Source organism: Rhodoligotrophos appendicifer, assembly GCF_007474605.1.
GTDB classification, from domain to species: Bacteria; Pseudomonadota; Alphaproteobacteria; order Rhizobiales; family Im1; genus Rhodoligotrophos; species Rhodoligotrophos appendicifer.
The window spans coordinates 316,060-335,925 of record NZ_VHKL01000002.1 but is presented as its reverse complement, the minus strand read 5'-3'; the positions used below and the strand labels follow the sequence as shown (position 1 = coordinate 335,925).

The following is a 19,866-nucleotide window of genomic DNA, read 5'->3' as shown; positions in this document are numbered from 1 at the left end:
CGACCCCCTCGAGACTCGGGATTTCTGGGTCCAAAGCGCGTGGCTGAGTGGGAAGACCGATGCACCTCATCATTATTTTTGGGCTGACCGCACTGGTGGCGATCGTCGCCAGCGCCAAGGCGCATGACACCCCCTTCGCGATCCAGATGGCGCTCATCGCGCTGATCATGCTGGGCGCCATGATCTGGCGTCTGCGGACAATGGATTTCACGGCCGACCGCATGATCCCGTTCCGCCAGGAGCAGACCGGTTACATGGATGACGTCGTCCGGGCCGGCGTGATCGCGACGGTGTTCTGGGGCGTGGTGGGTTTCCTCGTCGGCGTGGTGATCGCGAGCCAGCTCGCCTTCCCGGCCCTCAATCTCGACCTGGCCTATACCAGCTTCAGCCGGCTACGGCCGCTGCACACCTCGGCGGTGATCTTCGCCTTTGGCGGCAACGCGCTCATCGCCACCAGCTTTTATGTCGTCCAGCGCACCACCGGCGCCCGGCTCGCTTTCGGCAATTCCGCATGGTTCGTCTTTTGGGGCTATCAGCTGTTCATCGTCATTGCAGCGACCGGCTATCTCCTGGGCATCACCCAGTCGAAGGAATATGCCGAGCCGGAATGGTATGCGGACATCTGGCTGACCATCGTCTGGGTGGTCTATCTCGCGGTCTTCCTCGGCACGCTCTTCAAGCGCAAGGAACCGCATATCTACGTCGCCAACTGGTTCTATCTCTCCTTCATCGTGACCATCGCGATGCTGCATGTGATCAACAACCTGGCGATGCCGGTGTCCTTCCTCGGCTCGAAGAGCTATCCGATCTTCTCCGGCGTCCAGGATGCCCTGATCCAGTGGTGGTACGGCCACAACGCCGTCGGCTTCTTCCTCACCGCCGGCTTCCTGGGCATGATGTACTACTTCATCCCCAAGCAGGCGGAGCGGCCGGTCTATTCCTACCGACTGTCGATCGTCCATTTCTGGTCGCTGATCTTTCTCTACATTTGGGCCGGGCCCCATCACCTTCATTACACGGCCCTGCCGGATTGGGCGCAGACCCTTGGCATGGTGTTCTCGATCATGCTGTGGATGCCCTCCTGGGGCGGCATGATCAACGGTCTGATGACGCTCTCCGGCGCCTGGGACAAGCTCAGGACCGACCCGATCATCCGCATGATGGTCATCGCGGTCGCCTTCTACGGCATGTCGACCTTCGAGGGGCCGATGATGTCGATCAAGGCGGTGAATTCGCTGAGCCACTATACTGACTGGACGATCGGCCATGTCCATTCCGGAGCCCTCGGCTGGGTCGGCATGATCACCTTCGGCGCGGTCTACTTTCTGACGCCCCGGCTCTGGAACCGGGAACGGCTCTACTCGATGAACATGGTCAACTGGCACTTCTGGCTCGCGACCATCGGCATCGTTCTCTACGCCTCCGCCATGTGGGTGGCGGGCATCATGCAAGGCCTGATGTGGCGCGAATATGATGGCCTCGGCTTCCTGGTCTACTCCTTCGTCGAGACCGTCGCCGCCATGCATCCCTATTATGTGATCCGCACCCTTGGCGGGGTCCTCTACCTCACCGGCGGCATCCTCATGGCCATCAACGTGTGGAAGACGATCCGCGGCGATGTCAGGGCGAGAGAACCGCTCGTGGCGCTCCAGGCTGCCGAATAAGGAAAGCCGAGATGTTCAAGTTCAATCACGGCACCATCGAGCGCAACGCGACCCTGCTCCTCGTGCTGAGCTTCCTGGTGGTCACCGTCGGCGGCATCGTCGAGATCGTGCCTCTGTTCTACCTCCAGAACACCATCGAGAAGGTCGAGGGGATGCGCCCCTACACGCCTCTCGAACTGGCGGGCCGGGACATCTATGTCCGCGAGGGCTGCTACTCCTGCCACAGCCAGATGATCCGCCCCATGCGCGACGAGGTCGAGCGCTATGGCCATTACAGCCTGGCGGCGGAGTCCATGTATGACCATCCCTTCCAATGGGGCTCGAAGCGGACCGGACCGGACCTCGCCCGCGTCGGTGGCCGCTACTCCGATGACTGGCATGTGGAGCATCTGAAGGACCCCCGCGCCGTGGTGCCGGACTCGATCATGCCAGCCTATGGACAGCTCGCCGATCGAGCGCTGGACACGCGCGACATCGCCGGCCACCTGAAGGCCAATGCGGCGGTCGGGGTCCCCTATACCGCCGATATGATCGCCAATGCGAGGCAGGATCTCAAGGCCCAGGCCGACCCGGCCGGGGACGCCACGGCCCTCGCCGAGCGCTATGGCGACAAGGTCCAGGTGCGCGATTTCGACGGCAAGCCGCATGAGGTGACCGAGATGGACGCATTGGTGGCCTATCTGCAAATGCTCGGCACGCTGGTTGACTTTACCAGCTATGAGCCACGCACCCAGGCGGAGGCGCGCTGATGTCGGATGTCAGCTACGAGGCCTTGCGCCATTTCGCCGACAGCTGGGGGCTGGTGTTTCTGTTCTGCATCCTGGTGGGCATTTTCCTGTGGGTTCTGCGCCCCGGCGCTGCCGCTCACTATCGCGACCAGGCAAATATTCCCTTCCGAGACGAGAAAGAGGACTGATCATGGTCGATCGCCAAACCCCTCACGCCGGGGCCGATCGCGGCGGCGATTTTGATGCGGCCACCGGCCAGGAGACGACCGGCCACGAATGGGACGGAATCCGTGAGCTGGACCGGCCGCTCCCCCGCTGGTGGCTCTGGACCTTCTACGCGACGATCGTCTGGGCCATTGGCTACGTCATCCTCTATCCGGCCATTCCCATGGTCACCTCCTCGACCAAGGGCCTCTTGGGCTATTCGACCCGCGGTGACGTCGAGCAGCAGATTGCGGCGGCGAAGACGGCGCAGGCGGGAAAGCTCGAGCAGATCGCCCAAGGCTCCCTCGAGCAGATCCAGAATAACCCAGACCTGCTGCGCTTTGCCGTGTCCGGCGGCCATTCCGCATTCCAGGTGAATTGCATCCAGTGCCATGGCTCCGGCGCGGCAGGCAGCCCCGGCTATCCCAATCTGAATGATGACGAATGGCTCTGGGGCGGCACCCTGGAGGATATCTACACGACGATCCGCCATGGCATCCGCTTCACCGCCGATCCCGACACGCGATCCTCCGAGATGCCGGCCTTTGGCGCCGACGGGATCCTGGATCGCCCCCAGCTCGCCCAGGTTGCCGACTACGTCCTGTCCCTATCCGGCCGGCAGTCGCAAGGCGTGAACCTGGAGCCCGGCAAGCAGATCTTCGCCGATAACTGTGCAGCCTGCCATGGCGACAACGGCCAGGGCAACCGTGAGGTCGGTGCGCCCGCTCTGAACACCGCGATCGCCCTCTATGGGAGCGACCGCGCATCGATCCTCGCCCAGGTCACCCGGCCGCGGCACGGCGTCATGCCGGCCTGGTCGACACGGCTCGATGAGGCCACGCTGAAGGAACTCGCACTGTACGTCTATTCGCTGGGCGGCGGCGAGGCGAACAAGCAGCAGGCGGCAAAATGACGATCGTGGTCATGAAGGATTACCGCCCGCCGGATCCGCCGGTCGAGACGATCGACGTCGAGGCCGTCAACAGCCGCAAGCGCCAGTCCCTCTATGCGCCGCGGATCAAGATCTTCCCCAAGCGCGCCGCGGGCTTCTATCGCCAGCTCAAATGGTGGATCATGGCGGTCACCTTGGGGATCTATTGGATCACCCCCTGGATCCGCTGGGATCGCGGCGCCTATGCGCCGGATCAGGCGGTTCTGGTCGACCTCGCCAATCGCCGCTTCTATTTCTTTTTCATCGAGATCTGGCCGCAGGAATTCTACTACGTGGCTGGGCTGCTGATTATGGCGGGGCTCGGCTTGTTTCTGGTGACCTCGGTGCTGGGCCGCGCCTGGTGCGGATACACCTGTCCGCAGACGGTGTGGACGGACTTGTTCATCGCGGTTGAGCGCATGATCGAGGGGGATCGCAATGCGCGCATGAAGCTCGACAAGGCCCCCTGGACCTTTGAGAAGCTCCGCAAGCGGGTGTCTGTCAACGTCCTGTGGCTGTTGATCGGCCTCTGCACCGGAGGCGCGTGGATCTTCTATTTCGCCGACGCCCCGTCTTTGGCCCGCGGCCTCGTCACGTTTGAGGCGCCGGCCATCGCCTACACGACCATGGCGATCCTCACGGCGACGACCTTTGTCTTCGCCGGCTACATGCGTGAGCAGGTCTGCACCTATATGTGTCCCTGGCCCCGCATCCAAGGCGCGATGCTGGACGAGAGCTCGCTCATCGTCACCTATAATGGGTGGCGCGGGGAGCCGCGGTCCCGGCACCAGAAACGGGCGGAGGCGCAAGGGCTGCCGGTGGGAGATTGCGTCGACTGCAATGCCTGCGTCGCCGTCTGCCCCATGGGCATCGATATCCGCGACGGCGAGCAACTCGAATGCATCACCTGCGCCCTCTGCATCGACGCCTGCAACGACGTCATGGCCAAGGTGGACAAGCCCTTGGGGCTGATCTCCTACACGACCCTCGACGACTACCAGCGCTCGACCCAACAGGCGGAGCGTCTGGGCCGGGTCGAGGCGACGAAGCTGCAGCAGCCTTTCACCTGGCGCAAGATCTTCCGTCCGCGGACCATCCTGTACTCCGCCCTGTGGATGGCGGTCGGCATTGCCATGATGGTGTCCCTCACCATGCGCGACCGGCTGGGCCTGAACATCCTGCCCGATCGAAATCCGCTCTTCGTGACCCTCGCCGATGGGTCGATCCGCAACGGCTACACCATCAAGATCTTGAACATGCAGACCGTGCCGCAACGATTTGAGATCGCCCTCGTCGATCTGCAGGGCGGCAGCCTGTGGCAGGCGGGCGAGGAAGATGTCGGTCGGAGCCATCTCGAGGTGGAGGCCGGTGCGGACCAGGTGAAGGAAATGCGGATCTTCGTTCGTCAGGCGAGGGATGCGGTGCGCCCGGGCGTGCAGAATTTCGCCCTCACGGCCCGCAACCTCTCGACAGGGGAAGTCTCGACCGAAACCACCGAATTCCACGCCCCCGATCCTGGAGCGGGAAAATGAGGATCCTGCGCCTCGACGATGAGCATCCCCTGACCGGCTGGCATGCTTTGGCGATCGTGGTCTTGTTCTTCGGAACCATCATCACGGTCAATCTCATCATGGCGAGCTTCGCAACCGGCACGTTTCCCGGCCTGGTCGTCCAGAACAGCTATGTCGCCAGCCAGCACTACAACGCGTTGCTCGCCGCGGGCCGCGCCCAGGACAAACGCGGCTTGGTCGCTCGCATGGAGGCGGAAGGCGGATATCTGCGTTTCCGTCTGACCGGGGCCGATGGCAAGCCTCTGTCCGGCCTTGAAATCTCCGTCCATGTCGGCCGCCCCTCGACGGCCCGGGAAGACCGCACCCTGACCTTGCGGCCCGATGGCGACAGCTACCGGTCCGAAGCATCCCTCCCCCCAGGCCTGTGGGAAGTGGATCTTCAGGCCGAGCGGAACGGCGACTTGGTCTTCCGTCGGACCGAGGATGTGATGATTGCAGCCGGAGGGGCCGCTGATGGCCGGTAACCTCTCCCTGCCCGCTTTGGCGCCGGCCGCATGCTGTGCGGTCGCACCGGCGCCTCTGGACCTGGGGCCGCGCGTGGATGCATCCTTCATCCGCGTTCTGGAGCCGGGAATGGCACATGTGGACTTCCTGGTGCCCGAGATGCACTGCGCCGGCTGCATGTCCAAGATCGAGGCGGCCCTGCGCGACAGGGATGGGGTCGCTCATGCCCGGGCCAATCTGACCACCCATCGCGTCGGTGTCGACTTTGCCGAAAAGGACTGCGATGCCGACCAGCTGCTGGCGGCGATCGAGCGCTGTGGCTACCGGGCCCGCCCCTTCGACGCGGCAGCCCTCGACGCCTCCGCCGAGGACAAGACCGCCTCGCGGCTCTTGACGTCGCTGGCCGTGGCAGGCTTTGCCGCCGGCAATGTCATGCTGCTGTCGGTTTCGGTATGGTCCGGCGCCGACGGGGCGACGCGCGACCTGTTCCACTGGCTCTCCGCCCTCATCGCCCTTCCCTGCATCGCCTATGCGGGGCAGCCCTTCTTCCGCTCCGCCTATCGCGCTCTGAAGGCGGGCACGTTGAACATGGATGTGCCCATTTCCCTGGGGGTCATCCTTGCGTCCGCCATGAGCCTCTACGAGACTGCGACGAGCGGCCAGCACGCCTGGTTCGACGCTTCGGTGGGCCTGCTTTTCTTCCTGCTGCTCGGCCGTTATCTCGACCACCGCATGCGCGGCATCGCTAAGTCGGCGGCAGCCCAGCTCCTGTCGCTGTCGGCCCGCAGCGCCATGCGCCTGGAAGCCGATGGACGCGCCGCCCATGTGCCGATCTCCGAGATCGCCATCGACGACCTGATCCAGGTGGCGGCCGGCGAGCGTGTGCCGATCGATGGCCGGATTACCCAGGGGCTGAGCGAGGTCGACCGCTCCATGCTCACCGGCGAAGCCGATCCCGAGCGGGTGCGGGTCGGCGATCGCGTCTATGCCGGAACACTCAACCTGACCGGCAGCCTGGTGCTGCGTGCAACGGCTGTCGCCAAGGACACGCTGCTGGCGGAGATCGTCCGGCTCATGGAGGCCGCCGAGCGCGGCGATAGCGATTTCGTTCGCCTTGCCGACAGGGCCGCCCGTCTCTATTCACCGGCCGTCCACATTCTGGCCTTGGCGACACTCTTGGGCTGGCTGGCTCTCGGCGGCGGCTGGCACGAGAGCCTGACCGCAGCGCTGGCCGTCCTCATCATCACCTGTCCCTGTGCCCTGGGGCTCGCCGTGCCCGCGGTCCAGGTGGTAGCAAGCGGCTATCTCCTGCGGCGCGGAATCATGCTGAAGGACGGCGGCGCTCTGGAGCGCCTGGCCATGATCGACACGGTCGTCTTCGACAAGACCGGAACCCTGACGCGGGGCGAGCCGCAGCTCGTATCGCAGCCGGGATGGTCTTCGCCGGCCTGGCCGGTGGCCGCCGCGCTCGCGCAAGCCAGCCGCCACCCGCTGTCTCGCGCCCTTCAAGCGGCCGCTGCGGCGCGTGGCATCGAGCCGGCGCAGCTCACGGACATTGTTGAGACGCCAGGCTTTGGGTTGACGGGACGGCTGGGGGGCCGTCTGGCGCGGATGGGACGCCAAGGATTCGCCGGTCCTTCCTCATCTTCCGGGGGCCGGCAGCCCGAGCTCTGGGTCAGCCTGGAGGGGGATGCTCCTTCGGTCTTTCGCTTTCAGGACCAGTTGCGGGAAGATGCAGCCGCGACCGTCGCGACCCTGAACCAAGCCGGACTTGACACCCAGCTCCTGTCCGGTGATCGCCGGCAGAGCGTCTCGGAGACGGCAAGCCGCGCTGGCATCCAGGACTGGCGGGCAGAGCAGACGCCGGCGGAGAAGGCTGCCGTCCTGACCGAGCTGAGACATCAGGGTCGGCACGTTCTGATGGTGGGCGACGGGATCAACGATGCTCCCGCGCTCGCCTCGGCCTTCGTCTCCATGTCGCCGTCCAGCGCCGCCGATGTAAGCCAGACGGCGGCATCCTTGCTGTTCACGACCCAGAAGCTCGACGCTGTGCTCGTGGCCTGGCGCACGGCGCGTGTGGCGCGGAGGATCATCATCGAGAATTTCGCCTTGGCCATCGCCTACAACGCCATCGCAGTGCCCATCGCCATGGCCGGCATCGCGACCCCGCTCATCGCCGCCATCGCCATGTCGACATCCTCCATCCTGGTGACGGCCAATGCCCTGCGTCTGCCCTTGGCCACGCGCCGGCTGGGGCGGCGCATATCGGAGCTGCCGTTGCTCCAGGAGGCCGTGGCATGATAGGCCTGCTTGTCCTCATCCCCGTGGCGTTGTTTCTCGGCGCGATTGGCCTCGGCGCCTTCATCTGGGCCTTGCGGTCCGGACAGTTCGATGATCTGGACGGTGCCGCCGTACGAATTTTGAACGATGACGGCGCCATGGCAGCGCCCCGCCCTCCGTCCCGCCCCGACGGCGGGGTGGTCAGGAACAATGAGGGGCGCGGAGAAGAATAATGTTCAATAGAATTGTCGTGGCCGTCGATCTGACGGAAATGCAGCGCTCCGCAGAGACGTTGAGACAAACCGCAGATCTTGCAGGCTCGGCGACTGCCAAACTGCATATGATCTTTGTGCGACCGCTGCTGATCGAGGCTGTTCTGACCTACCTGCCGAAGAACTACTACCAGGACGAGGAGCGAACCTCGCTGGAGACGATGCAGGACATGGCGAAAGAGGCGAAACTGCCGCTTGACCGGCTGACCACCTCCAGTCCCGTCGGCAGCGCGTATGAACATGTCCTGGAATGCGCCGACCGCTTCAATGCCGACTTGATCGTCGTCGGGTCGCATCGCTCCGGCATGACCGGCTTTCTCCTCGGCTCGAATGCCGATCGCGTGGTGCGCCACGCCACCTGTTCCGTACTCGTCATCCGCTGAGCCGGACGTCCGAAGGAGTGCGTCGCTTCACCAGAGACGTTCTGTCTCCGGTGCGTAATCCTGGTGCCGGTCGACCTTGAACGGGGCCATGTCGAAGCTCGGCGCCACTCCGCTGACCAGCTCCGCCACGAGCTTGCCGGTGATGGGTCCCGCGGCATTGCCGAAGACGTGGCCGGCGGCCACGATCAGGCCCTCGTGACCCGGCAGGGGACCGATATAGGGCAGGCTGTCGGGCGTCGACGGCAGGAGCCCCGCCCAGCTTGTCGCGACCTCGGCGCGGGTGAGCTGGGGAAAATGCTCGGCGAACACTTTGGCGGTGATGCCGACCCCTTCCAGCGTCGCCGTCTGGTCATAGCCCGGATAATCCATGGGCAAGCCGAGCATGACGGTGCCATCATGCCGCTGCACCATGCATTCCAGCAGGTCCACATGGCGCAGACCCTCCTCGCTAAGCGAGCGGAACATGCCCTCGCGGTAGCTCGGCAGCTCCCGGATGATGGTATATTGCTTGAGCGCCAGCGGCCCGTAGAGCAGGCGGTCGAACAAGGGCGGCAGGGGCTTGGTGGCAACGGCCTGCAGCCGCATCGGGCGGATCGGCAGGTTCAGTCCGATCGTCTCAGCCAGCATGGGGCCCCAGGACCCGGTTGCCAGCACGGTGGTGTCCGCCGTGAACCGGCCGGCCGTCGTCTCCACGCCAGTGATCCGCTCGCCCGCGGTGATGAAGCCCGAGACGCCTGTCCCCTCGAGGATGTCGACGCCCGCGCCGCGGACCGCGCGTCCCAGCGCCTGGACGAATTTCGGAGTATAGATCTGGGCATCTTCCGGGCAGAAGGTGGCGCCTGTGACGCTGTCCGGCAGGATCGGGCACAACTCGCGCGCGGTCTTGCCGTCGACGACTTCCATGGCCAATCCGTCGGCGCGGCGTCGACCGGCGAGTTCCCGCAACACCTGCAGCTCGTCCTCGGCAAAGCAGTAGATCATGCCGCCATTGCGGCGATACTCGAACTCATTGCCGATATCCGCGATGATCTCGGGATACAGGTTGCCGCCGGCACGCGCGAAGTCCAGCTGCACCCCGGCCGGCCGCAGGCTCAGCCAGATAAAACCGGCATTTCGCCCCGACGCGCCCCAGGCAAGATGCTCCCGCTCGATCAGCCTGACCGAATGCCCGGCCTTGCGCAGGTAGTAGGCGCAGGATGTGCCCACCACGCCCCCGCCAATGACGATGACATCGCTGTGGGACTGGTTCATGCCAGGGTCCTCGCCGTGGCGGGTCGATCGAGCCACATCTGCTTCAATGCTTTCTTGTCCACCTTGCCGGTACTCCCCAAGGGCAGGCTGTCGAGCAGGACGATCTGCGCCGGCACCTTGAACTCGGCCAGGTGCTCGGCGCAGGACCGGCGCAGATCCTCGCCGGTCACGAAGGCCTGGCCCCGCAGGATCACGTAGGCGACGGGCACTTCGCCATATTTGGCATCCGGCACGCCGATGACCGCCGCGGTCAGCACCGCCTCATGGCTGTTGAGGATCTCCTCGATCTCGACGGGGGCAATATTCGCACCCCCCCGGATGATGATGTCCTTGATTCGGCCGGTGAGAAAATAATAGCCCTGGGCATCCCGGCGGCTGAGATCGCCCGTCTTGAACCAGCCGTCCCGAAGTGCTGCCCGGGTCTGCGCCTCGTCATTGTGGTAGCGCTTCAACATGGAGGGAGCCCGCACCAGGAGCTCGCCTTGGGCGCCGGCGGCGACATCCCTGCCCTCGCCGTCCACGACCCGTGCTTCGACCCGGGGTGCCAATTTGCCCAGCGAGCCCTTGGGCACGGGATCGCGATCCGTCCACGGCCGTCCGAAGATGGGCCGGACCTCCGTCAAGGCGTAGTAATCATCGATCTCCTTGTGGAAGCGGCTGGCGAACCGCTGCCGCAGCTCTTCCGACAAGGGAGCGCCGGCGCAGATCAGGAGCCGCAGGCCCGAGAGATCGACATCGAGATCGTTCTGCTCGGCATATTCGAGCAGCATGGCGAACATGGTCGGGACGCCATGGAAGAGGGTGACGCCGGCGTGCTGCAGAGCCCCGAGCACTTCGCCCGGATGGAACCGCCGCAGGATGACCACCTCCCCCCCGGCCTGCAGCGCCGCAGCCGCGGCGGTGGACAGGCCGTAGAGAAAGCCCATGGGCAGCGCCACCAGCGTGACGTCCTGGGGGCTGAGGCCCCAGAGCTCCGCCAGCATGTCGTTTCCGGCACTTTCGGCCGCCTGATCGAAGACGACGGCCTTCGGGATGCCGGTGGAGCCCGACGTATAGATCACCAGGAAGTCACCATGGTCCAGATTTCGCTCCGGAGCCGGTGTCCTTGTGGTCTCATCCAGTTTGGCAAACAAAGTCGAGATCAAGCAGCGCTGCGAGGCCTCGACGGCGACGGCGGCCACGTCGGCGAGAGCCTCGTCGTGATAGAGGACGGAGGCTCCGCTATGGTCCAGGATGAAGCGCACCTCGGGGGCGCTGAGACTTTGATTGACCGGAACGAAGACCGCGCCGAGCCGGGCTGCGGCGTAATAGAACAGCATGATCTCGATCGAATTCTCGCAGAGCACGACCAGGGGCTGGCCCGCCTGGACACCACGGTTCGCCAGCGTCGCGGCAAGTGCCGTGCTTTGGCGAACCACTGCACCATAAGTCAGGCTCTTGGCGCTGGTGCGCAGGGCAATTCTGTCGGGAGTGCCTTCGGCGACGGCCTGCAGGCGGGAGGATATGTTCATCGAGACCTTCACGGCTCACAGCTGTCCAATGAGTATAAAAATTCGTCTCCCCAGTCAATTGCGCTTGACGCTGAGGGAGCGTCTGGGCAGGAAATGAGCCGAGGCGAACCAGAGGATGACGGGATGACGTCGGAAGCAAAGCCATATTGGACGACTGCGGTCAGCGATGTCGACAGCTCGGATGTCTATGTCCGCGGTTATCCCCTGAAGGAGATCGTGGGCCGGCTCCCCTTTCCGGCGGCCTGCTTTCTGCTGATCCGCGCGCGCCTGCCCAGCCCCGGCGAGGCCAGGATGATGGACGCGATCCTGTGTTCGGTCTTGGATTATTCCCTGCAGAAGCCCGGCACCGTCGCAGCCCGCTATTGCGTGTCCGGCAACCCCTCCATGGTGGCCGGCATGGCGACGGCGGTCCTGTCCGTGGGCGAATACACTTTGGCACCCGACGACGCAGGCCGCTTCATCACCGAGACCTATGCGGTCTATCGTGCCTCGGGCGAGCCCATGGCAGCGCAGGCCGAGAAGCTGGTGGCAGCGCTGAAGTCTGAGGGCAAGCGCATACCGGGTCTGGGTCATCCCAATTTCCGCGTCATCGATCCCCGGGCCCAGCGCCTGAAGGAAACCGCGATCGCGGAAGGCGTCTGGGGCGACGCCTGCGACTGGTATGAAGCGGTTCACAAGGCATTCATCAGTTTGGCGGGCAAGCCGGATCTCGTCATCAACGAGGTCGGCATCATGGCGGCCGTTCTGGCCCAGATGGGCTTCACCCCGCCCGAAATGACCGGCGTGGCAATCATCTCCAGCCTGCCCGGTGTCGTGGCGCATGTGTCCGAAGAGCTGCAATCGAAGCAGCGCATCCGTGTCGTCCCCGACTCCATCGCCGAATATCCGCGGAGCCGCAAGGACCTCGAGGAGGACCTGGCATCGGCTGGCTGGGGTCGGAAATGATCTCCACGAAGGTCACCGAGGATTTTGGGCTCGTCCATCCGATCTTCTCCGCCGGCATGGCGCGCGTGTCCCAGGCGCCCTTGGTGGCGGCCGTGAGCGCGGCCGGAGGCATGGGCTGCCTCGGCGGCGTCACCTTCATGCCCGAGGCCCTTCGCGCCGAGATCGAGGCGATCCGCAAGGCGACGGACCGGCCCTTTGCCGTGAACATTTTTCCGCCCGAGGATGAGGACGCGGAGAAATGGACTGCCGCCCGCGAGGCCTGGGCCAGTCTGCCCCCGGTGCAGAGGGCAAAGCTCGCAGGCATAGAACCCATGCTGACGCCGGGCGTCTCCGCCGCCCAGTTGGACGTCGTCCTGGAAACGCGTCCTGCCGCTCTGGTCCTGACCTTCGGTGTGCCGCGCCACGTGGTCGAGCGCTGCCAGGCGCGCGGCATCAAGGTCATGGCCCTGTGCGGCTCGGTCGGTGCCGCCGTCACCGCTGATGCGGCAGGGGTCGATTACATCATTGCGCAAGGGGCCGAGGGCGGCGGCCATACCGGCCATGTGGGAAGCCTGGCTCTGGTGCCCACGGTGATCGATGCCGTGAAGGCGCCGGTGATCGCAGCCGGAGGGATCGTCGACGGCCGCGGTCTGGCTGCAGCCCTCTGTCTCGGAGCGGAAGCCGTCTGGTGCGGCACCCGTTTCATCGCCAGTGCGGAGGCCTTTGGCCATCCCGCCTACAAGCAGCGCGTCACCTCCGCTTCGGCCCGGGACACGACGCTCACCACCGCCTATACCGGCAAGAACCTCCGCGCCCTGCGCAACGACTGGACGGCACTTCACGAGGATGACCGACAAAAACGCAGCTTCCCTGCGCAATATGCCATTGCCGGGCAGCGGGTGGAGACGGGCTATCAGGATGGCGATCTGGCCGAGGGCATGATGCCCGCCGGGCAAGGCTTGGGTCTCGTGCGCGACATCCTCCCGGCAAGCGACATCCTGTCGCGAATGACAGCCGAGGCGGAGCGCGTGCTGAAGGCGAAAAGCGGCCTTTGCGGTTGACACGCCGCGATCGTCAATTATTCTGACTTCATAGTCGAATTTTAAGCCTTTAAAGACAGTTCATGGGTTGGAGATGGCGGATTACGATGCGCTGATCGTCGGTGCCGGTCACAATGGCTTGGTCTGCGGCGCCTATCTTGCCAAGGCGGGACTGAAGGTTCTGGCGCTCGAGCGGCGCCACGTCCTCGGCGGCCCGGCCGTCACCGAGGAACTCTGGCCAGGCTACAAGATCTCGGTTGCCTCCTTCGTCATGACCCTCCTGCAGCCGAAGATCATGCTCGACTTGGAGCTGCAAAAATTCGGCCTCGAAGTCATAGAGACTTCCCCAGGTTTTCAGCCATTCCCTGACGGCACGGGGATCGTCTTCTGGCCCGAGACCGAGAAAATGTGCGCTGAGATCGCGCAGTTCTCGCCCCATGATGCCGAAGCCTATCCCCGCTATCTCGACCACATGGAAAGCCTGGTTCCGCATTTGCGGAAGCTGCTCTTCGAGACGCCTGTGGATCCGACCACTTTGAAAGCCCGCGACATGGCCAGGAGTGCGGCCCTCGCCTGGCGTTTCCGCGATCTGGGCTCGAAATTCTACGACATTTGGGACCTGCTGACCCTGAGTGCCCACGACTTCCTCTCCCGGTGGTTCGAGAGCGAGAAGATGCGTGCGGTCTTGGGCTCCTATGCCTCCGGCAGCGGCGGCAATATCGGACCGAAGAGCCCGGGCTCGGCCTATGTGCTGGCCAGGCCCTTCTTGCGCGACCAGACCACGGCAGCGGGGGCCAGCGGCCTCGTCCGCGGCGGCATGGGCTCGATTTCCCAGGCGATCGCCAGATCCGGCGAACGTTTCGGCCTTCAGACGCGCACCGATGCTGAGGTGACGCGCATCCTCGTAGAGCAGGGCAAGGCGATCGGCGTGGAGCTCGCATCCGGCGAGACGATCCGCGCCAAGACGGTCATCGCCAATGCCAGTGCCAAGACCACCTTCCTCAGGCTGTTGGCCCCGGATCAGCTTCCTGCCGGCTTTCTCCAGGACATCCGGAACTTCCGTACCACCTCCACGTCCTTCAAGATCAACGTCGCCGTCGAGCAACTGCCCAGTTACAGCGCCTTCACCCGCAAAAGCCCTGGATTTGCCTATCCTGGAGCTGTGGTGATCGCCCCCAGTGTGGACGAGTTGGAGCGCGCCTTCGACAGTGCCAAATATGGCGAGATGGCAAAGCAGCCCTATCTGTGGATGCTCGCCCCCAGCATGTTCGACCCCACCGTGGCGCCGCCCGGCAAGCATGTCATGAGCATCTTTGGCGGCCACGTGCCCTACAAGCTCCAGGGCCGGGAATGGGACGACGCTGCCCGCGAGGAGCTGTTCCAGCTCGTCATGACCACGATCTCGGCCTATGCCCCGGGCTTTGGCAACAGCGTGATCCACAAGCAGGTGCTGACGCCTGTCGATCTTGAGCGCATCTTCGACCTGCCCGGCGGCCATGTCCATCATGGTGACCTGTCGATGGATCAGATCTTCTTCAAGCGTCCGGCCCGTCATTTTTCCGACTATCGGTCCCCGATTTCCGGGCTTTACCAGTGCGGCGCCTCCACCCATCCAGGCGGCGGCGTGTCAGGTGTGCCCGGCCATAACGCGGCACGGGTGGTGTTGCAGGATCTGGGGAAGCGAGCATGAGCGAATTCACGGGGCAGGTGGTGATCGTCACCGGCGGCGAATCGGGGATCGGCCGCGGCATCGTCGAGGCCTTCGCGGCCGAGGGGGCGACCGTCGTGATCGGCGGTATCCTCGAGGACAAGGCGCGGGAGACGCTGTCCGCCGTGTCCGGCACGGTGGAATTCGTCAAGACCGACGTTAGCGTCTGGGACGCTGTCGACGCCCTGGTCTCGGGCACCTTGGCCAAGCATGGCCGGCTCGACGTCTATGTGAACAATGCCGGCGTCTTCGACGGCTTTGCCTCCTGCCTGGAGACGACGGAGGCCCTGTGGGACCGGGTCATCGACATCAACCTGAAGGGCCAGTTCTTCGGCTGCAAGCGCGCCCTCCAGCACATGGTGCCGGCGGGCTATGGCCGCATCATCAACATGTCCTCCGTGGGCGGCCTGAAGGGCGGCGCCGACGGCACCAGCTACACCGCCTCGAAATTTGCCGTGATCGGCCTCACGAAGCAGCTGGCGACCACCTATTCGGGCTATGGCATTACCGTCAACGCGATCTGCCCCGGCGTCATCCAGACCCAGATCCGCGCCAACTCGGCGGCCGTGCTGGGCGAGATCGGACCCGACATGGAGCAGGGTGTCGGCGCCGATCCCGACGGTTACAAGCGCTTCGTCCCGGCCCAGCGCCGCGGGCAGCCGGATGAGGTCGCGGGACTGGCCCTCTACCTCGCCTCGAAGAAGGCGGGCTATGTGACCGGCCAGACCCTCACCATCGATGGAGGCTGGTCTGCCACCTGAGACCGTGCATCTGCAGGGAGACGATCCCGTCCTGGAGGCGATCCGCAATTTCATCGGACGCGAGGTGGCCCCTCATGTGGAGAGCCTGGAGGCGACCGGAGACTATCCCGACCATCTCGTCGGGCAGCTCCGCGACCTCGGCCTCTTCGGCCTTGCCATCCCCGAGCGCTTCGGCGGACTGGGCCTCGACATCGGCACCATCGCCCGGATCATGGAGATCCTTGCCGGCGGTTGGGCGAGCCTGGCCACCTATGTCAACAGCCACGCAACCGTCAGCTACCTTCTGACGAAATACGGCACCCCGGCGCAACAGGACCACTACCTGCCGAGAATGGCGACCGGGGACATACGGGGCGCTCTGACGCTCACGGAAGCCGGCGCCGGCTCGGACCTTCAGGCGATCCAGACGACCGCCCGTCCCCAGGGCGACGGCTTCCGCTTGTCCGGGAGCAAGATCTTCGTCACCAATGGCCGCCGCGCCGGAGTGCTTCTCGCCCTTGCGAGGACCGATCCTGCGGCCACGAAGCCGTCGCGCGGCATGAGCCTGATGCTCGTGGACAAGGCGCGTGCCGGCGTGGAGGTCGGCGGCGATTTCTCAAAGATGGCGCACGGCCTGGTCGATACCTGCGAGATCCATTACGCCGATGTCGATCTGCCGGCCGAGAGCCTGTTGGGCGGTGAGCCGGGACGCGGTCTTAGCTGGCTCCTCGACGGATTGGAGCTCGGCCGCATCATGATCGCTGCAAGCGCGGTCGGCCTCGGCGAGGCGGCCCTTGCCGCCGCAACCCGATACAGTCTCGAGCGCTGCTCCTTCGGCAAGCCCATCGCCGAGCACCAGGCGGTGCAGCTCGAGCTCGCAACCATGGCGACGAAGATCGAGGCGGCCCGTCAGCTCACCTACGAGGCCGCCCGCCGCAAGGAGAGCGACGGCCGCGCCGACATGATCTCCGGCATGGCGAAGCTCTTCGCCAGCGAGACGGCATTGGAGGTCGCAACCGGCGCCCTGCGGATCCATGGCGGCTACGGCTATATCCGGGGCTATGCGGTGGAGCGCTTCTTCCGCGAGGCCCCACTTTACATCGTTGGCGAGGGCACCAACGAGATCCAGAAACTGGTCATCGCCCGGCGCCTGCTCGAGGCCGCCAGGGAGGGAGCCGCGTGACCACCGTCTGCCTCACCTTCGATTTCGACGCCCTGTCGCTCTGGATCGGCACGTTCAAACAGGTGACACCGACGCCCCTGTCGCGCGGCGAATACGGCGCCCGGGTAGCGATCGACCGCATCCTTCGGGCTCTGGACGCCCAATCTGTTTCGGCCACGTTCTTTGTTCCCGGCCATACCGCGCGAACCTTCCCCGATTCGGTGCGGGCGATCGCCGCCGCCGGGCACGAGATCGGCGCCCATAACGATGTCCATGAGTCCCCCTCAGGCCTGAGCCGCGCCAAGGAGGTCGAGATCATGGACCGCGCCGAAGCCTCCCTGGCAGGGATCACGGGCGAACGGCCCCGAGGCTATCGTTCGCCGGCCTGGGACCTGAGCCCTCACACGATCGAGCTGCTGGCTGAGCGCGGCTATCTCTACGACAGCAGCTGCATGGCCGATGACTTCACGCCCTACCGGCCCCGCTTCCGGGACACGGTGGCGGAGGATGGCACCATCTCCTTCGGCGTGGAGGCCCCCCTCTGGGAGTTCCCCGTCGCGTGGGAGCTGGACGATTTCCCCTATTTCGCCCATGTGACGCGGCCGATCTTTCCCGGCTTGCGCAATCCTGAGGAGGTGGGCGAGATCTGGTTTCAGGAGTTCGACTACTGTCGTCGCCACGTGGCGGATGGCGTCTTCACCCTCACCACCCACCCGCAGATTATCGGTCGCGGCCCCCGCATCCTCATGCTGGAGCAGCTCATAGAGCGGATGAAGGCATCCGGCGACGTCACTTTCTCCACCATGGCGGCTGCCGCCAGAACCCAAGATTGCAAAAGGACCTGAGATGAGCACCGAAGTCGCCGAGCAAGCCCCGCCTGTGTTCAAGCCGGGCCCGTCCGCCCGTTACTATGATGATTTCACCATCGGCGAGAGCTGGATCAGTCCCGGCCGCACCATCACCGAGGCCGACGTGGTTGCCTTTGCCGGCCTCACCGGCGACTACAATCCCATCCATACCGACGAGGAATTCGCCAAGACGACGGTCTTCGGTGGACGCATTTTGCATGGGCCCGCCGGCTTCGCGATTGCGACCGGTCTCGAAAGCCGCCTGGGCATCAAGGACGGGACGGCGATCGCGTTTCTGGGCATGACCTGGGATCTGCGGGGCCCCATTCTCATCGGCGACACCATTCGCGTGCATGAGAAAGTGGCCGCCATGCGCGAATCCAAGAAGCCCACACAAGGGCTTGTAACCTTTGATGTTTCTGTTGTTAATCAGCGCGGCGAGGTCACCCAGGAAGGTCAGTGGAAGGTCCTGATGATGCGGCGGCCGAAGTGAAGCGGGAGTGAAGAAGACGGCGATGCCGCTGCAGGAGCGAAAGAAGACCAAGTCGGCCGTGAGCCCGCGCGAGGCGCTGAAGGCGCGCAAGCAGGCCCAGGTGCGCGAAGAGATCGTCCGCGTGGCATCCAGGCTGTTCGCCGACCGCGGCTATCGCGCCGTGACCATCGACGACATCGCCAACGAATTGGGTTTCACCAAATCCGCCGTCTATTATTATTTCGAGAACAAGGCCCAGATCCTCTGGCAGATCTTCGAAGACATTTACGACGGCTACATCAAGATGGTCTCGGAGGTCCGCGATCAGGGCTTGGCGCCCCGTGAGGCGCTGCACCGGATGATTTACCAGCACGCCATGTCGGTCATCGAGCGGCGGGACTGGACGGCGATCTATTTCCGCGAGGAGGGCGAGTTGACGCCCGAGCAGCAGAAGACGATCAGCCGCCGCAAGCGTGAATATGATGCCATCATCGAAGAGATCTATGCTGACGGCGTCCGCCAGGGCCTGTTTTCGGACATTCCGCCCCATATCGCCGTGAGCGGAATCCTCGGCATGTGCAACTGGTTGCATGTGTGGTTCAGCGAGAAGGGCTCGACCCGCCCCGACGAGATCGCCCGCTACTATGCCGAGTTGCTGGCCAAAGGCTACGAGCTCAGCGCCCCATCCTGAGGCGCGCTACGTCCGCACCCTCGTCCTTCCCCTCCGCAGCACCCCCGCCGTAAAGGCTACGGGCGCGCTCGACCTCCTCGAGATGATCGCCCGCCCAGACCCAGATCGAGCAGACGGCCTCGGCCAGGCTTTCCCCTAGCGCCGTCAGTGTATATTCCACCCGTGGCGGAACGACCGGATGCACGACCCGACTAACCAGCCCGTCGCGCTCCAGGACGCGCAGCGTCTTCGTCAGCATCTTCTGGCTGATTCCAGGGACCTGCTCGCGCAAACGTGAAAAGCGCAATTCGTTTTCGCCTTCCAGGGCGTCGATCACCAGAGGCGTCCACTTATCGGCAATACGCTCAAGGATTTGGCGGACCAGGGCATCGCGCCCCGGCGAATCCATACAAAGCTGGGAATTCGGGATATCCATGGTTTCCTCCCAGTTACTATGCAACCTCAAAGTGCCTTCTCGCCGGACACCAGGCAGATGAGATAGGTTCTAATCTAATGCTCGACGTGAAGAATACGAGCATCCTGAGGAGCGCCCGTTGCGTTGCGCCCGCCCGTGCATCTCCGCCGGGCGTGTAGGAGAATAACATGATCTCATTCACTTTAAACGGGGCCACGCAAAGTGTCGATGTCGAGCCCGACACGCCGCTCTTATGGGTCATCCGCGAGACCCTGGGCCTCACCGGCACCAAATTCGGCTGTGGCATTGCCCAATGCGGTGCCTGCACCGTGCATGTGGATGGGTCCACGCGCCGCTCCTGCGTCACCCCCATCGGCACCGTTGAAGGCTCGGACATCGTGACCATCGAGGGCATCGAAGGTCCCGAGGCCGAGGCGGTCTACGCAGCCTGGGTCAATGTCGACGTGCCGCAATGCGGCTATTGCCAGTCCGGTCAGATCATGTCGGCGGTCAACCTGCTGCAGAACCAGCCCAAGCCGAGCGATGCCGACATCGACGGCGCCCTGTCCGGAAACATCTGCCGCTGTGCCACCTATTTCCGCATTCGCCAGGCGGTCCACGAAGCCGCCTCGAAGCTGGAGGGCTGAC

General features: G+C 64.5%; 21 protein-coding genes. 18 read left to right on the top strand and 3 right to left on the bottom strand.

Annotated features, from left to right (window positions below; genetic code table 11):
* Window positions 1–59 precede the first annotated feature (59 nt).
* Genes ccoN through FKM97_RS05630 form a run of 9 tightly spaced genes read left to right on the top strand, consistent with a single transcriptional unit; the run spans window position 60 to window position 8,477 of the window.
* Entirely contained in the window at window positions 60–1,664 is a 1,605-nt protein-coding gene (gene ccoN, locus FKM97_RS05670; protein WP_144291420.1) for a cytochrome-c oxidase, cbb3-type subunit I, read from the top strand.
* A gap of 11 nt (window positions 1,665–1,675) precedes the next feature.
* On the top strand, window positions 1,676–2,413 hold the full coding sequence (ccoO, locus tag FKM97_RS05665) for a cytochrome-c oxidase, cbb3-type subunit II (RefSeq protein ID WP_144291419.1): 738 nt from the start codon (window positions 1,676–1,678) through the stop codon (window positions 2,411–2,413).
* On the top strand, window positions 2,413–2,580 hold the full coding sequence (locus FKM97_RS05660; RefSeq protein WP_144291418.1) for a cbb3-type cytochrome c oxidase subunit 3: 168 nt from the start codon (window positions 2,413–2,415) through the stop codon (window positions 2,578–2,580). Before ccoO ends, FKM97_RS05660 begins: the two co-directional genes overlap by 1 nt.
* A gap of 2 nt (window positions 2,581–2,582) precedes the next feature.
* Complete coding sequence (gene ccoP / locus FKM97_RS05655) at window positions 2,583–3,509, top strand: cytochrome-c oxidase, cbb3-type subunit III (protein WP_144291417.1); 927 nt, start codon at window positions 2,583–2,585, stop codon at window positions 3,507–3,509.
* Between the two features lie 11 nt (window positions 3,510–3,520).
* The gene (gene ccoG / locus FKM97_RS05650; RefSeq protein ID WP_144291647.1) at window positions 3,521–5,059 is read left to right on the top strand and encodes a cytochrome c oxidase accessory protein CcoG; all 1,539 of its coding nucleotides are present in this window, start codon (window positions 3,521–3,523) and stop codon (window positions 5,057–5,059) included.
* Entirely contained in the window at window positions 5,056–5,562 is a 507-nt protein-coding gene (locus tag FKM97_RS05645; RefSeq protein WP_144291416.1) for a FixH family protein, read from the top strand. The genes ccoG and FKM97_RS05645 overlap by 4 nt, the downstream gene beginning before the upstream one ends.
* Window positions 5,552–7,843 carry a heavy metal translocating P-type ATPase gene (locus FKM97_RS05640; protein WP_144291415.1) on the top strand — a complete coding sequence of 764 codons (2,292 nt, stop codon included), beginning with the start codon at window positions 5,552–5,554 and terminating at the stop codon, window positions 7,841–7,843. The genes FKM97_RS05645 and FKM97_RS05640 overlap by 11 nt, the downstream gene beginning before the upstream one ends.
* A complete protein-coding gene (gene ccoS, locus FKM97_RS05635; protein WP_144291414.1) occupies window positions 7,840–8,055 on the top strand; it encodes a cbb3-type cytochrome oxidase assembly protein CcoS in 216 nt (71 codons plus the stop codon). The genes FKM97_RS05640 and ccoS overlap by 4 nt, the downstream gene beginning before the upstream one ends.
* Window positions 8,055–8,477: a universal stress protein gene (locus tag FKM97_RS05630; protein ID WP_144291413.1), complete on the top strand. Its 423-nt coding sequence runs from the start codon at window positions 8,055–8,057 to the stop codon at window positions 8,475–8,477. Before ccoS ends, FKM97_RS05630 begins: the two co-directional genes overlap by 1 nt.
* Before the next feature lie 27 nt (window positions 8,478–8,504).
* On the opposite strand, the gene FKM97_RS05625 is transcribed toward FKM97_RS05630, so the two are convergent.
* Together FKM97_RS05625 and FKM97_RS05620 are read right to left on the bottom strand one after the other, a co-directional pair.
* Window positions 8,505–9,728, bottom strand: coding sequence for an NAD(P)/FAD-dependent oxidoreductase (locus tag FKM97_RS05625; RefSeq protein WP_144291412.1), 1,224 nt, complete (start codon window positions 9,726–9,728; stop codon window positions 8,505–8,507).
* Window positions 9,725–11,239, bottom strand: a complete 1,515-nt coding sequence (locus FKM97_RS05620) for a class I adenylate-forming enzyme family protein (RefSeq protein WP_144291411.1) — start codon at window positions 11,237–11,239, stop codon at window positions 9,725–9,727. The genes FKM97_RS05625 and FKM97_RS05620 overlap by 4 nt, the downstream gene beginning before the upstream one ends.
* 123 nt (window positions 11,240–11,362) lie before the next feature.
* Between FKM97_RS05620 and FKM97_RS05615 the strand changes: the two genes are divergently transcribed.
* The 8 genes from FKM97_RS05615 to FKM97_RS05580 all read left to right on the top strand — a co-directional run bounded on the left by FKM97_RS05615 (window position 11,363) and on the right by FKM97_RS05580 (window position 18,824).
* Complete coding sequence (locus FKM97_RS05615) at window positions 11,363–12,184, top strand: citryl-CoA lyase (protein WP_144291410.1); 822 nt, start codon at window positions 11,363–11,365, stop codon at window positions 12,182–12,184.
* Window positions 12,181–13,224, top strand: a complete 1,044-nt coding sequence (locus FKM97_RS05610; RefSeq protein ID WP_144291409.1) for an NAD(P)H-dependent flavin oxidoreductase — start codon at window positions 12,181–12,183, stop codon at window positions 13,222–13,224. The genes FKM97_RS05615 and FKM97_RS05610 overlap by 4 nt, the downstream gene beginning before the upstream one ends.
* Before the next feature lie 73 nt (window positions 13,225–13,297).
* A complete protein-coding gene (locus tag FKM97_RS05605) occupies window positions 13,298–14,893 on the top strand; it encodes a phytoene desaturase family protein (RefSeq protein WP_144291408.1) in 1,596 nt (531 codons plus the stop codon).
* Window positions 14,890–15,672 (top strand): SDR family NAD(P)-dependent oxidoreductase, encoded by a 783-nt coding sequence (locus tag FKM97_RS05600; protein ID WP_144291407.1) that lies wholly within the window; start codon window positions 14,890–14,892, stop codon window positions 15,670–15,672. The genes FKM97_RS05605 and FKM97_RS05600 overlap by 4 nt, the downstream gene beginning before the upstream one ends.
* A 4-nt stretch (window positions 15,673–15,676) precedes the next feature.
* Entirely contained in the window at window positions 15,677–16,834 is a 1,158-nt protein-coding gene (locus FKM97_RS05595; protein ID WP_205014758.1) for an acyl-CoA dehydrogenase family protein, read from the top strand.
* Window positions 16,831–17,658, top strand: a complete 828-nt coding sequence (locus FKM97_RS05590) for a polysaccharide deacetylase family protein (RefSeq protein WP_144291405.1) — start codon at window positions 16,831–16,833, stop codon at window positions 17,656–17,658. The genes FKM97_RS05595 and FKM97_RS05590 overlap by 4 nt, the downstream gene beginning before the upstream one ends.
* A gap of 1 nt (window position 17,659) precedes the next feature.
* Entirely contained in the window at window positions 17,660–18,154 is a 495-nt protein-coding gene (locus tag FKM97_RS05585; protein ID WP_144291404.1) for a MaoC/PaaZ C-terminal domain-containing protein, read from the top strand.
* A gap of 7 nt (window positions 18,155–18,161) precedes the next feature.
* The gene (locus FKM97_RS05580) at window positions 18,162–18,824 is read left to right on the top strand and encodes a TetR/AcrR family transcriptional regulator (protein WP_205014751.1); all 663 of its coding nucleotides are present in this window, start codon (window positions 18,162–18,164) and stop codon (window positions 18,822–18,824) included.
* On the opposite strand, the gene FKM97_RS05575 is transcribed toward FKM97_RS05580, so the two are convergent.
* Window positions 18,808–19,239 (bottom strand): winged helix-turn-helix transcriptional regulator, encoded by a 432-nt coding sequence (locus tag FKM97_RS05575; RefSeq protein WP_205014750.1) that lies wholly within the window; start codon window positions 19,237–19,239, stop codon window positions 18,808–18,810. The genes FKM97_RS05580 and FKM97_RS05575 overlap by 17 nt on opposite strands.
* Before the next feature lie 167 nt (window positions 19,240–19,406).
* Between FKM97_RS05575 and FKM97_RS05570 the strand changes: the two genes are divergently transcribed.
* Window positions 19,407–19,865, top strand: coding sequence for a (2Fe-2S)-binding protein (locus FKM97_RS05570; protein WP_144291403.1), 459 nt, complete (start codon window positions 19,407–19,409; stop codon window positions 19,863–19,865).
* The last annotated feature ends 1 nt before the right edge of the window (window position 19,866 follow it).